The following is a 12532-nucleotide window of genomic DNA, read 5'->3' as shown; positions in this document are numbered from 1 at the left end:
TCCTCAGGCGAGGATCGATTTACTATTCCGGTTTACACCGTGACATTTCAATCGTATGACCTAAGCGCAAAATAGTTCCTTCGTCATAGGCTCTGCCGATGAACTGACAACCGACAGGCAATCCCCCCTTTCCAGGCTTTCCGGGGACACTCAGGGCCGGCAATCCGGCAATATTTACAGAGACGGTAAAGACATCATTTAAATACATTTTAAGTGGATCATTGACATGTTCTCCCAGTTTAAATGCTGTTGTGGGAGTCGTGGGAAGCATAATTCCATCCATATCCTTCAGCAAGGTGGCAAATTCCCGGGCAATCAATGTACGAACCTTTTGTCCCCGGGCATAATAGGCCTCATAATAGCCGGAAGAAAGCACATAGGTTCCCAGCATAATCCGCCGTTTGACTTCCGGCCCAAATCCTTTCGAACGGTTTTCGGCATAGGTGCTAAAAAGATCGCCACCGTCCATTTTCTGATTTACACCATACCGGATCCCATCAAAACGGGCCAGATTGCTGGATGCTTCGGCCGTAGCCAGGATATAATATGCAGCAATCGCATAATCGGCATATTTCAGCTCAATCTCCCGAAAGGTCACGCCGGCTTTTTCCAGGGTTTTCACCGCATCCTGAAAGGAATCCATCACATCCTTTTCCACACCTTTTTCCAGCAGATGCCAGGGAATTCCTAATGTCAGTCCTTTTACATCTTCATCCAGGGCACGAACATAATTTCCCACCGGGATGTCGGCCGATGTGGAATCCAGGGGATCTTTTCCGGCTATCACTTCCAGGAGTTCGGCAGACTGTCGGACAGTCCGGGTAATGGGACCGATCTGGTCAAAGGAAGAGGCAAAGGCAGTCAGGCCATAGCGGGAGACCCGGCCATATGTGGGTTTGAGTCCTACTGTGCCCGTAAATGCTGCCGGCTGCCGGATCGATCCTCCTGTATCCGATCCCAGAGCATAGTCAACAAGTCCGGAAGCCACAGCAGCAGCCGAACCACCGCTGGAACCACCGGGAACACGGGTTTCATCAACAGGATTTTTTACAGCTCCTGCGGCGGAATACTCGTTGGAAGAGCCCATGGCAAATTCATCCATGTTTGTCTTACCTAAAAGAACACCTCCGGCCGCCCGAATCTTTTTGATCACCGTGGCATCATAGGGCGAATGGAACGTCTTTAAAATCCTGCTGGCACATGTGGTTGGCAAACCCCGGACATTGATGTTATCTTTAACAGCAATGATTTTCCCGGAAAACGGACCCTGAATGGCTGCCTGTTCTGCAAGATGTTTCCGAAGCCATTCTTTATCTACGGTGATAAATATGGGATTGCCGGACTGGTCTATTGTGTCAATCAAATCGTAAATATGATCCTCAGTTGAACGTTTCATAAATCCCCGGTCTTCTTAACCCTTTTTCTCAGTATTACGGTTATCTTTTCCTGTAGATTTCTCCGCCTGATTTTCTTCTTCTTCATCTCCGGCATTTTCCAGTTCATCCTTTACATCATGTGCCGCTTTTTTAAACTCCCGAAGGCCTTTTCCAAGTCCTTTGGCCAGCTCAGGAAGTTTTTTCGGACCAAAAATCAGGAGAACAATCACCAGGATAATAATAAGTTCCCATGGACCGAAATTCATTGTGACCTCACTTTCATCGTGTATATTTAAGAATGTAAAAACCGAATACAATCCCCAGGAGACTCACCACATTCATCCGTAACATAAGGGAAAAACTGAAGGTAATAATGCTCAGATCAATATTCAGGGGATTTGTAAACCCAAAAGCGTACTTCTTTAAAAGAAATTCCCGTACCACGCTCTCAGGCAGAATCATTCCGAACAATTCACCCAGGATACCGCCGATAATGGCTCCCAACAAGATAATTCCCAATGCTTTACCAACCGAAAATTTTTGTTTCATTGATCTGTCCTCAACACATTGAATAGTTTTGTTCCGGAAGTATCACCGATGACTTCATCAACAGCTCTTTCAGGATGCAACAACAGAGCAGCAACCGGATATTTTTTCAGTCCAATTCCCAGTACCCTTTCGTCTGCTTTGGAGACTACGATGGAATGTATAGTATCATCCCGGGAAAATGAATGAAATCTGTAGGATTCAGGCCAGGTGACCGCTTCATCTTCCTCATACCGGGTAAGCCAGAAATTGCTGTTATCAGTTATGATGGCTCCACCGGTTGTCACTTTCTTTACATCCTCCCGGGGGATAAGATCAGCGGTAAGTCCCTGACTCGCTTTGATAAAATAATACCCCTCGGCAATGGCCAATACCGGCTTGTGATTCCGGATAACATGGGCCACCAGGTGATTGTCCTTCACATCAGAATAGCCTGATACAAATAGGCCGCCGGGAATGAGAAGTGCCGAGATTTCATCAGGGTTCCAGTTGCCGCTCTCAAGGAAGGCTGCTTTTTGACCGCAACAGTTCCGGACCGCCCAGTACAGATCATGATCACCGCTGGCGCCGGGATATTTCAGTATGCCAATTTTTTCCATACGCTTCTCTTAACTCCTGCTGATTTATTTTCTGGCTGAAGGCTTCGCAAGGATCAGTTCACAGGTGATCGTCTTCTGATTCCGCCAGATTTCCAGGTGAATGACATCTCCAGCCTTCAGGTAATTTTCATTGATGACCCGGTAAATATCCCGGGTATTGGTCACAGACATATCATTGACTTTGCGGATGATATCTCCGACTTTCAAACCGGCTTTATGAGCTGAACTGTTTTTCCGGACATCCGTTATGATAACTCCCTGTTTAAAAGGCAAATTCAGGTAGGCAGCAATATACTGGTCCAGGGTTTGAACACTGAGTCCTGTTTCAAAACCCCGCTCCACATATCCACTGCGGATCAGTTCATCCACAACGGTTTTCATCCGGTTAACCGGGATGGCAAATCCCACGCCGACAGATCCGCCCACCTGGTTTCCCCCTGTAAAGATAAAGGTATTGATGCCGATCATTTCACCATGAACATTTACAAGGGCCCCTCCGCTGTTCCCGGAATTGATGCTGGCATCTGTCTGGATCATTTCCTGATACACCCTTCCACCAGCCTGTTCTCCAAAATTGACATTTTTCGAACTGACAATACCGATGGTTGCCGTCGGCTGATTGCTGATATCAAAAAGTCCAAAAGGATTTCCCAACGCAACCACCCATTCCCCGATGATCACATCATCACTGTCACCGATTTCAATGCCGGGAAGGTCTTCCGCCTCAATTTTTAAAAGGGAAATATCCGTCAGGTCATCCACACCAACCACTTCCGCAGGATAGCGGGTTCCACCGCTGAGGGTAACGATGACTTTCACCGCGTTTTTACCTACCACGTGGGCATTGGTCACAATATATCCGTCCGGACTGATAATGACACCGCTTCCCATGCTTTTCACTTCCCGTTGATACAACTGGCCGGGAAACAGGAGATCCCACAGGGGGTCGTTATAGGCCGCTCCAGGCGATACGGCCCTGATTTCCGTTACATGGATACCTACCACAGCCGGTACACACTTTTCAATGGCTTGGGTGATGGCATTCCTGCGGCTTTCAGTTACCTGCTGATTCAGATTATCTGGTTTGGTCGGACCGATAAACTGGGCTGAAGCCTGCATGACTGTCATCAGAATAAGGGCTATACAAACAAGCCTTTTATTTTTTAGCATTGTGCTACTCCTGACCATTGCCATGTAATCTGCGGATTATAAATGACTTCCTCAAGCACTAATCCCTTGGCAGGGGCTGTAACCGCCCCGGAACCATGGGTAACTTTATGTAAAATATTTTCAAAATCATAAACCGTGTATCGCCCTTTTCCTACATCCACCATAGTCCCCACAAGGGAACGGACCATGGCATGAAGAAAACGGTTTGCCCGGATGGAAAAAAGCAATTCCGGACCTTTGACCTGCCATTCGGCAGCCTGAATATCACAAATTTTATGGTCAGTTTCTGTCTGACTCAGGCAAAAGGATGTAAAATCATGTTCTCCCTTAATGAAAGACAGGCAATGATTCATGGCGTTGATATCTAAAGGTTGAAAGATCTGCCAGACAAAACGGCGTTTTAAAACAGACACACCGTTGAAAATTCTATAGGTATAGTGCCGTGACACGGCATCATATCTGGCATGGAATGTGCGATTTACCTGAGATACTCCTGTGATACGAATATCTTCAGGTAAATGACTATTTAGAGCTTTACCCAATTTATGGCATGGAATATTCTCCGGCACATCGGCATGAAAGACCTGTCCGGCTGCGTGGACTCCCGAATCGGTCCGCCCGCTGCCCACAATGCGGACATCCGATTGATAAAGCGCAAAAAATGCTGTTTCAATCGCTTTCTGAATCGTTGGCTGGTCCGGTTGAAGCTGAAATCCGCAATAAGCGGTTCCTTCATATTCTACCCGAAAGGCATGACGGTTAAGCACCATATTCATCGCTCCTGCCGAACCCACGGGTGGTTAAAGCCACCGATAGCTGATCCACCCGTTCAAAAGATCCGATGAACAAAGGGATGATCAGGGATGAGTAATAACGGACCTGTTTCAATACGCCCTTCTCTTTTTTAATTCCCAGGATTCTGTGAACCTGGATGAGTGAGCGGTACTCGTCACGGATAACCCGAAAATACTGTAACCCGATAAAGAGTCCGGCAGAAAAGGGATACTGTTTTCCATCCCCCTTCAGTAAACGGTTTTGCAAACTGCCGGAAAACCCATCCATATCCGGAAAAGGTTTGTAATTGAAAATCAGGGCAACAACACCCATCACATTCAGGTTACGAAGGGTAAAATATCCTGCCACAGACCACAGCTCCATCTCCCGGAAAGCACCCCAGTAATCCTCCACACCGATCCGAAAAAAAAGATGGACTCCAAGGGTGATCACAAGGAAGGGAGACATGGAGATGAGGAAGCGACCGATTCGCGCGGGATTGGGAGCACACCCGATGAGGGGAATAAGTATCAGGCTGAACACGATCTGGTATATAATTCCCGGAAACCAGACAGCAATGATCATGGCCAGGAAAAGAAAAGAGAGCATCATTTTTTGATGAATCGGATTTTTCATGGATTCAGGGCGATGGATAGATTGATTGACGTGTTATCCGGGCTTACATATAATGAGGATTCCATGGAACGGGACAGGTAGATCACATCCAGCACACTGACCAGACGGTTAAAGATCATACCACCAATAAGAAAGGTCATCCGGTGATCTGTCCGGTCTTTTTTAATCCGGATATCCCGAAACGTGTTGGCATGATCCAGCGATTCCCAGCTCCAGGCATACTGTTCATCATAGATTTTATCAGGCATCCTGTTTTCCAACATCTCTTCCCGGTGTTCTTCCCAGGTCAGGTAACTGCCCATATCCACCCAGTACTGGGAACTTCCGTGAAAATCGGCGGCTCCGGAATGGGCTCTGGCATAGTGTATCATATCGTCGTGCTGTATATCCCTGTAGCTGTGCAAACCGGCATAGGAGATCCAGAGACCTGCTTCTGCAATCATAAAGCTCCGGCCTCTGCGGGATGCGTTCAGACTGTGTTCTCCCCAACCGGGAAGAATCAGGCTTTTTAATATGGCTCTGTTGTCGGATGCGTAGACAAGACTCATCATCATGAAGAGGAGAAAGAGACACTTTTTGAAAATTTTCACAGAATCCTCACTTCTTTTTTAAAAACGAATGAAAAACAGACCGAGAATCATCAGATTGGTCACGGCAAACCACAGTGAAAAATCCCGGATCTGTTTTAGAACGATTTTCCCTGCCACAGGTTTCAGATAAAAAACACCGGCAATCACGGGAGCTTCGGATTGTTTGTCCAACAGAATTTCATAGCGAATGGAATCGGAGAAATCTGTCATCACCAAAGAACCTTTCCAGTCTGCAGCCGTGGAATCTTCCACCAGCAAATAATCCTGTTCACTCAATGTTTTGTAAACCTTTTCAAGATAGGGTGTGTCGGGTGGAAAATAGACCCGTTCCTTTTCTTCTGCGGCAAAAAGGAGAGAAATCCCCAAAAGCAGACCACACAACAGGTTACGGATCATTTCGTTTTCCTTTCACCGGCCACAGAGGTGTAAGCAAAATGCCCAGCAGCACTCCTGACAGGATAAAAGCAAAGGCGTTTCCGGACTGCACATAGGTGCTTTGCATGGCCGGGATCCGCATTCGGACATCCAGGAAACCCCGGGTATTGAGGGGAAGTTGTTTCAGGATGCGCCCTGTAGGATCAATTGCCATGGAAATACCGGTATTGGCACAGCGGACGACAGGTCTTCGGGTTTCGATGGCACGGAAAATCGCCTGGGCGGCATGTTGATAAGGCCCCCAGGAATCTCCAAACCAACTGTCATTGGTGACCAGGATATGGTATTCACCTCCATTCCGGATCTTTTCAAAAGCATCCCTGGAAAATACCGATTCATAACAGATCATGGGAGCCAGGGTAAGATCCGGAGAATTCACTTCCAGCAAGGGCTCATTTTTTCCGGCCGTAAAATTCCCCTGACCCAGATTCAGACTAGCCAATCGGGGAAAGACACCGGACAGGGGGATATATTCACCAAAAGGGACCAATTTCTGTTTATTATATTTCCCTGTAATTCCCTGGTAAGGTTCAAACACATACATACTGTTTGTGACATAGACCTTGCTGTTCCGGACAAAATAGTCGGGAACTCCGGCGATCAAAACGCTGCCGGTTTCCCGGCTTAATTTTTCCAGCATGGATCTGTATTTCACCTGGGTCCGGATATAAACCGGTGTAGCGCTTTCAGGCCAGACGATGATATCCACACTATCCACCCCCTGTGCCCGGCTGAGGGATATCATGGTTTCAAATATTTCATCCCGCCTTTGCCTTTCCCATTTTTCATGAGAATCATAATCCGGTTGTACAAGCCGGAACACATGTGATTTAACCGGCTCATTTTGTTGATACAAACGGATAATCCCGTAAGTATAGGGCACAACCAGGAAGAGTCCCAGGAGGATATACGAAATTTGCCGGATGCCCCGGTAAGCCGGAGTCCTCATGAGAAGACTGAATAAAAGGGTATTTACCGATACCAGAAAAAAAGAAATAAGAAAAGGTCCGCCCAGATCAGCCATCTGAATATAGGGGATATTGGCTGTTTGACCATTTGCCACAAGAACCCATTGAAATCCCAGGGTACCGAATGAGCGTATAAATTCTACAACAGTCCACACAATGGGAAAAACAAATAAACCCAATCCACCATGACGCCGGATATACAGGACCGTCAGCCAGCCGATCACTCCGTAATTCAAAGCCAAAAAGGCAGCCGCCATCAGGGCAGACAAGGTGACAAGCCACACGGAAGCCCCACTGTTGAAGGCAAGCCAGTGGACCAGGATCAATGAATAGATCAAACCGAAAAGATAGCCCCGGGCAAAGCCTTTTTTTGGATCTATGTAAAAGACATACAGAAGGGGTATGAGTGATAAATATCCAAGAATCCAGGCATTGACCGGTGCAAAGGTCATGGCCATGGCCAGAGCCGAAACAACAATCAACATGGTATTTTTCAGGGAGCCTTTCATCGTTTCAACCCGTAATCAAGATATTCCTGTAAGATAATCCGGGCAGACATCTGGTCAACAAGGCCCTTGTTTTCAGAAGGTCTGACGCCTTTTTGACGGAGAATATCTTTTGCTTCGGCACTGGTAAAGCGTTCATCCCAAAGGGTTACAGGAAGGGAAATACGCTTTTTCAGGACTTCAACAAAACGTTCGACCTCCAGCGTCTGTTTTGTTTTTACACCTTTAAGTCCCAGGGGATAACCTATCAGAAGCTGGTTTACCTGCCATTTTTCAATAAGATTTTCAAGTGACTGTACCAACCCATCTTCGCCATTCACCTGTAAAGTATCCAGTGGCGTTGCTACAATATTCAGGGGATCGGAAAGGGCAAGTCCCACTCTTTTATGTCCGTAATCGACGGCCAGAATTCTACCCATGGCTATCCAGCGGTGTTTTCAGGTATTCTTTAAGGATTTTCCCCGGTTTAAAATGGGTCTTCCTCCGGGGAGGGACATGAACCACTTCATTGGTCCGCGGATTCCGTGCCATGGGTTTGGCTTGTGTGGGTTTTACTTCAAACACGCCAAAATTCCGGATTTCAATACGGACTTTCTCTGCCGTTTCCTCCATCAGCAATTCCCGGAGGACGGAAAAGAGCCCGTCCACCATCTCTTCTGCCACATAGAGGTTTAAATCAAGCCGGTTTTGCAATTTGACGGCAACATCTTTTTTTGTGTACGTTATTTCAGTCATGATTCCTTCCTACATACGTTCAACCGAGAGAATCCCGGGAATTTTCTTGATTTTGGCAATAATCCGTCCGGCATGGCGGACATTTTCCACCATGATGGCCACCTGTCCACGGGCCAGTTTACCTTCCACATCAAAATTTACAGACAACATATTGGTATTCATTTCACGAATCACCGCCATGATATCATACATCATATTTTTACGATCTTCACAAATAATATTGAGCCGGGCTATAAAGGTCCGCCCACCTTTCAGATCCCAGGTAACATCAATCAATCGATCCTGTTCAGACTCAATTTTCGGGATATTCTTGCAGTTACTGCGATGTACCGTTATCCCCCGGCCCCGGGTGATAAAACCAACGATATCATCTCCGGGAATGGGATTACAGCACTTGGCAAACTGGACCATGACATTGTCCAGCCCCTGAATAGTCACACCCTGTGTCGTCCGGGTAAAGGGACGGAGGATTTTATCCACCGTGAATTCACTATCCCCGGGTTTTTCCGATTCATCCAACAAGGTGTTTACCACATCCCGTAATGTCAAATCCCCTTTTCCCAAAGCCTGGTGGAAAAGATCCAGGGTCTGATATCCCAACTCCTGATACCGCTCCCGTACCTCCTTGATCTTATCCGCTTTTTTCAAGCGACGGAGTCCCTTTTCCAGGATTTCTTCTCCCAGCTTGACACTCTGTTCAAATTCATTCCGCTGAAGCCATTTGCGTATTCGGGAACGGGCCTTGTTGGTCCGGACGTATTTCAGCCAGTTATAGCTTGGGCTGTGATTGGCGGATGTAATGATTTCAATCTGGTCACCACTGCTCAATTCGGTATTCAGGGGAACGATTTTGGCATTGACTTTGGCACCGATACAGCGCAAACCGATCTCCGTGTGAACGGCAAAGGCAAAATCCAGGGCGGTGGATCCTTTGGGAAGGCTGATCAGATCCCCCTTTGGCGTAAAAACAAAAATTTCATCCTTGAAAAGATCGATCTTCAGGGTTTCCATAAAATCCGACTCATTGGTTGAATCGGATTTCAACATGTCCACCAGATCCCTGAGCCACTGAATGTGTTTGTCCAGACTGTCATCATTGTCTTTGGATTCTTTGTATTTCCAGTGTGCCGCAATACCCACCTCTGCTTTCTTATGCATCTCATGGGTCCGGATCTGAATTTCTATGAGTTTACCTCCCGGACCGATAACTGTTGAATGCACAGACTGATAGCCGTTGGATTTGGCATTGGCAATAAAATCACGGAAGCGTTCGGGGATAGGTTTGAACAACTGATGGATATACCCCAGAGAACCATAACATTCTGCTACGGTGTTTACAATCACACGGATCGCCAGGACATCATAAATTTCCTCAAAGGGCTTGTTCTGTTTTTTCATCTTGTTGTAGATGGAATAAAAATGCTTCAGGCGACCGAAGATGACAGCTTCAATTCCGTTTTCCCGGAGTTTTTTCTCTATGAGTCCGGTAAAATTATTGATGTAGGCTTCCAGTTCTTCCCGTTTGGCACTGACTTTCTTTTCCAGAAAATTAAAGATACGGGGTTCCAGATATTTCAGTGCCAGATCTTCCATTTCCATTTTCAGGCGGTACATTCCCAAACGATGGGCCAGGGGAGCGTAGACATCACGGGTTTCAATGGCGATGCGCCGTTGCTTGACCAGGGGCAATGAGCCCAGGGTGCGCATATTATGAAGCCTGTCCGCAAATTTAATGATCAGCACCCGGATATCTTCTGCCACACCCAGAAGCATTTTCCGGAAATTTTCAGCCTGTTGCTCCTGTTCACTGTTGAACTTGATACCCCCGATTTTGGTCACCCCTTTCACCAAAAAAGCAATGGTGGGAGAAAATTCTTCGGCGATGATTTCCTCGGAAATGGCCGTGTCCTCCACCACATCGTGCAAGAGCGCAGCACATAATGTGATGGTATCCATCGAGAGATCCGTCAGGATCAGGGCTGTATTGTACACATGTTCAAAATAGGGTTCACCGGAGCGCCTGAACTGTCCCATGTGGGCATTTTGGGCAAACTGAAAGGCTTTCCAAAGGAGTGGAATATCGTGATCAATATTATCGTTATATTGCCTGACAGCATCCAGGAGGACTAAAAACTTCCGGGGATAATTTTTAGGATCTGCTTCTGTCAGGGTCCAGGTCATCAGAATGCCTCATCAATATCATAATCCCCCGCCGGTGCATTTTCAAAACGGGTCAGGTGTTTTTCAAAGGTGAGAGGAATCCTTCCAATGGGTCCATTTCGCTGTTTGGACAGGATAAGTTCCGCCTTGCCTTCATGTTCCGGATCTTTGGAATAGACCTCTTCCCGGAAAACAAACATCACCACATCGGCATCCTGTTCAATGGCTCCGGATTCGCGGAGGTCCGAAAGGTGAGGTCTGTGATCGCCGGACCGGGCATCCACGGCACGGTTCAGCTGGGCAACTGCCACAACAGGAATGTGGAGTTCCTTGGCCATGGCTTTGAGTCCCTGACTGATGGAGGAGATCTCCTGTTCCCGGGTAGAAGAGCGGCTTGTGATGCCCCGGGCTATCTGAAGGTAATCTACAAACACGATATCGAGCCCTTTTTCCATTTTCAGGCGCCGGGCACGACTGCGGATATCCATGATCGTCAGACTGGGTGTATCATCCACATAGATTTCAGATTCGTGCAATTTGGATGCCGCATCGATAAGGGTACCCCACATTTCATTGGGGACACGGCCTTTCCGGAGTTTCTGGTGATCGATACTGCTTTGCATACTCAAAAGACGCAATACCAGTTGTTCGTTGGACATTTCAAGGGAGAAAAAACCCACTTTTTTCTTATAATCCACCGCCATACGGCGCATCATACTCAGGCTGATGGCTGTTTTCCCCATGGATGGCCGCCCGGCGATGATAATCAGATCCGACGGCTGAAAACCGGAGGTCATTTTATCCAGACCGATAAAACCGGTGTGAAGTCCGATCACATCCTGATCATGATTCTTCAGACTCTCGATATGGTCTATGGTGCCATGGATAATCTGGTGAATTCCCACAAAATCCGATGGGGCAGACTGTGATTTCAATTTATAAATTTCCTGTTGAGCCTGATCCAGAATGGTTTCCGCTTCTTCTTCTTCATTGTAGGCTTCCGTCACCATCCGGGTAGAAACGGATATAATATGGCGGAGGATGGATTTGTTTTTCACTATGGAAGCATAATAATCAATATTGGCTGCAGTGGGCATAGCTTCTGCAAGGTTGGAAACATAATAAGCACCACCGCATTTTTCCAGGTGCTTCAGTTGAGATAATTTCTCCGTTACTGTCAACTGGTCAATGGGTTTGCTTTCATTGTACAGAGTGGTCATGGCATGAAAAATCAGCTGGTGGGATTCCCGGTAAAAATCATCCTCGGTAAGCAATTCAATACCCCGGCTTGCAGCGCTGTCATCCAGCATCATAGCCCCCAACACCGCCATTTCCGATTCAATGGACTGGGGTGGGATGCGTGTCACATTTTCCTGAGCCATGTTAATCCTTTAAATACGTTTCTTTCAGTTTCTCAAAATCCTGGAAATACTCCCCTTCCCGGCCGGCATTCCGCAAAATCGCCGCCGGATGATAAAAGACACACAGGGGCACACCGTGATATTCGAATGACTGTTTCCGCATGGAGGTGAGGGATGTGTCAGACGGCAGCCGAAGGAGAGTCCTGGCGGCAATCCGCCCCAAAGCCACAATTACCCGGGGATTCAGCAATTCGATCTGTCGGTGAAGGTAGGGTTCACACAAGGCAATTTCATCCGGGAGGGGATCCCGGTTTCCCGGTGGACGGCACTTCAACACATTGGTGATAAAAATACTGTCCCGGTCCAGACCGATGTGGTGCAGGGCTTTATCCAGCAGTTTACCTGCCCGGCCGACAAAGGGAATACCTGTTTCATCTTCCACGGCCCCCGGAGCTTCACCGACAAATAAAATGTCCGCATCCGGGGAACCATCCCCAAAAACAAAGTGTTTCCGGGTTTGGGATAAAGCACATTTTGTACACTGCTCAATGGATTTGCGATACAGGTCCAGTTCTGTCATTTTCTTTTCTCTGTTAACCAAAAGTTCCGCTCCGAATACATCCCGGACATACGCCAGGTAGGAACGTATTCTTTTTTGAGGACTTTTTGGATCCAT

The 12532-nt window shown here is 47.2% G+C and carries 15 protein-coding genes; all 15 read right to left on the bottom strand.

The genetic code is table 11. The annotated features are described in order from the left end of the window. Positions 1-22: 22 nt before the first annotated feature. The 15 genes from gatA to strainIA91_RS03755 are packed head-to-tail and all read right to left on the bottom strand — an operon-like array spanning position 23 to position 12532. Positions 23-1396 carry an Asp-tRNA(Asn)/Glu-tRNA(Gln) amidotransferase subunit GatA gene (gene gatA / locus strainIA91_RS03825; protein ID WP_400167800.1) on the bottom strand — a complete coding sequence of 458 codons (1374 nt, stop codon included), beginning with the start codon at positions 1394-1396 and terminating at the stop codon, positions 23-25. A gap of 15 nt (positions 1397-1411) precedes the next feature. Beyond that, entirely contained in the window at positions 1412-1642 is a 231-nt protein-coding gene (locus strainIA91_RS03820) for a twin-arginine translocase TatA/TatE family subunit (protein ID WP_400167799.1), read from the bottom strand. A gap of 13 nt (positions 1643-1655) precedes the next feature. After that, the gene (locus strainIA91_RS03815; protein WP_400167798.1) at positions 1656-1925 is read right to left on the bottom strand and encodes a DUF4321 domain-containing protein; all 270 of its coding nucleotides are present in this window, start codon (positions 1923-1925) and stop codon (positions 1656-1658) included. Beyond that, the gene (locus tag strainIA91_RS03810; protein ID WP_400167797.1) at positions 1922-2521 is read right to left on the bottom strand and encodes a hypothetical protein; all 600 of its coding nucleotides are present in this window, start codon (positions 2519-2521) and stop codon (positions 1922-1924) included. Before strainIA91_RS03810 ends, strainIA91_RS03815 begins: the two co-directional genes overlap by 4 nt. A 24-nt stretch (positions 2522-2545) precedes the next feature. After that, on the bottom strand, positions 2546-3691 hold the full coding sequence (locus tag strainIA91_RS03805; protein WP_400167796.1) for a S1C family serine protease: 1146 nt from the start codon (positions 3689-3691) through the stop codon (positions 2546-2548). Continuing rightward, positions 3685-4461 (bottom strand): tRNA pseudouridine(38-40) synthase TruA, encoded by a 777-nt coding sequence (gene truA, locus strainIA91_RS03800; protein ID WP_400167794.1) that lies wholly within the window; start codon positions 4459-4461, stop codon positions 3685-3687. The genes strainIA91_RS03805 and truA overlap by 7 nt, the downstream gene beginning before the upstream one ends. Then, positions 4451-5101 (bottom strand): energy-coupling factor transporter transmembrane component T, encoded by a 651-nt coding sequence (locus tag strainIA91_RS03795; RefSeq protein ID WP_400167793.1) that lies wholly within the window; start codon positions 5099-5101, stop codon positions 4451-4453. The genes truA and strainIA91_RS03795 overlap by 11 nt, the downstream gene beginning before the upstream one ends. Further along, entirely contained in the window at positions 5098-5691 is a 594-nt protein-coding gene (locus strainIA91_RS03790; protein ID WP_400167792.1) for a hypothetical protein, read from the bottom strand. Before strainIA91_RS03790 ends, strainIA91_RS03795 begins: the two co-directional genes overlap by 4 nt. Positions 5692-5709: 18 nt before the next feature. Continuing rightward, entirely contained in the window at positions 5710-6087 is a 378-nt protein-coding gene (locus strainIA91_RS03785; protein ID WP_400167791.1) for a hypothetical protein, read from the bottom strand. Then, on the bottom strand, positions 6077-7603 hold the full coding sequence (gene lnt / locus strainIA91_RS03780) for an apolipoprotein N-acyltransferase (protein WP_400167790.1): 1527 nt from the start codon (positions 7601-7603) through the stop codon (positions 6077-6079). Before lnt ends, strainIA91_RS03785 begins: the two co-directional genes overlap by 11 nt. Then, on the bottom strand, positions 7600-8019 hold the full coding sequence (gene ruvX, locus strainIA91_RS03775) for a Holliday junction resolvase RuvX (protein ID WP_400167789.1): 420 nt from the start codon (positions 8017-8019) through the stop codon (positions 7600-7602). The genes lnt and ruvX overlap by 4 nt, the downstream gene beginning before the upstream one ends. Beyond that, the gene (locus strainIA91_RS03770) at positions 8012-8335 is read right to left on the bottom strand and encodes an HU family DNA-binding protein (protein WP_400167787.1); all 324 of its coding nucleotides are present in this window, start codon (positions 8333-8335) and stop codon (positions 8012-8014) included. Before strainIA91_RS03770 ends, ruvX begins: the two co-directional genes overlap by 8 nt. A 9-nt stretch (positions 8336-8344) precedes the next feature. Next, positions 8345-10516, bottom strand: a complete 2172-nt coding sequence (locus strainIA91_RS03765) for a RelA/SpoT family protein (protein ID WP_400167786.1) — start codon at positions 10514-10516, stop codon at positions 8345-8347. Then, complete coding sequence (dnaB, locus tag strainIA91_RS03760) at positions 10516-11877, bottom strand: replicative DNA helicase (RefSeq protein ID WP_400167785.1); 1362 nt, start codon at positions 11875-11877, stop codon at positions 10516-10518. The genes strainIA91_RS03765 and dnaB overlap by 1 nt, the downstream gene beginning before the upstream one ends. A 1-nt stretch (position 11878) precedes the next feature. Continuing rightward, positions 11879-12532, bottom strand: coding sequence for a uracil-DNA glycosylase (locus strainIA91_RS03755; protein ID WP_400167783.1), 654 nt, complete (start codon positions 12530-12532; stop codon positions 11879-11881).

Source organism: Candidatus Neomarinimicrobiota bacterium, assembly GCA_041154365.1.
Taxonomy (GTDB): domain Bacteria; phylum Fidelibacterota; class Fidelibacteria; order Fidelibacterales; family Fidelibacteraceae; genus Fidelibacter; species Fidelibacter multiformis.
Note: the sequence above shows the minus strand (reverse complement) of the source record. Positions and strands in the feature narration are given on the sequence as shown.

Coding starts and splice junctions, on each gene's coding strand:
- gatA (WP_400167800.1), bottom strand. CDS start 1,396: ATGAAACGTTCAACTGAGGATCATATTTACGATTTGATTGACACAATA.
- strainIA91_RS03820 (WP_400167799.1), bottom strand. CDS start 1,642: ATGAATTTCGGTCCATGGGAACTTATTATTATCCTGGTGATTGTTCTC.
- strainIA91_RS03815 (WP_400167798.1), bottom strand. CDS start 1,925: ATGAAACAAAAATTTTCGGTTGGTAAAGCATTGGGAATTATCTTGTTG.
- strainIA91_RS03810 (WP_400167797.1), bottom strand. CDS start 2,521: ATGGAAAAAATTGGCATACTGAAATATCCCGGCGCCAGCGGTGATCAT.
- strainIA91_RS03805 (WP_400167796.1), bottom strand. CDS start 3,691: ATGCTAAAAAATAAAAGGCTTGTTTGTATAGCCCTTATTCTGATGACA.
- truA (WP_400167794.1), bottom strand. CDS start 4,461: ATGGTGCTTAACCGTCATGCCTTTCGGGTAGAATATGAAGGAACCGCT.
- strainIA91_RS03795 (WP_400167793.1), bottom strand. CDS start 5,101: ATGAAAAATCCGATTCATCAAAAAATGATGCTCTCTTTTCTTTTCCTG.
- strainIA91_RS03785 (WP_400167791.1), bottom strand. CDS start 6,087: ATGATCCGTAACCTGTTGTGTGGTCTGCTTTTGGGGATTTCTCTCCTT.
- lnt (WP_400167790.1), bottom strand. CDS start 7,603: ATGAAAGGCTCCCTGAAAAATACCATGTTGATTGTTGTTTCGGCTCTG.
- ruvX (WP_400167789.1), bottom strand. CDS start 8,019: ATGGGTAGAATTCTGGCCGTCGATTACGGACATAAAAGAGTGGGACTT.
- strainIA91_RS03770 (WP_400167787.1), bottom strand. CDS start 8,335: ATGACTGAAATAACGTACACAAAAAAAGATGTTGCCGTCAAATTGCAA.
- strainIA91_RS03765 (WP_400167786.1), bottom strand. CDS start 10,516: ATGACCTGGACCCTGACAGAAGCAGATCCTAAAAATTATCCCCGGAAG.
- dnaB (WP_400167785.1), bottom strand. CDS start 11,877: ATGGCTCAGGAAAATGTGACACGCATCCCACCCCAGTCCATTGAATCG.
- strainIA91_RS03755 (WP_400167783.1), bottom strand. CDS start 12,532: ATGGATCCAAAAAGTCCTCAAAAAAGAATACGTTCCTACCTGGCGTAT.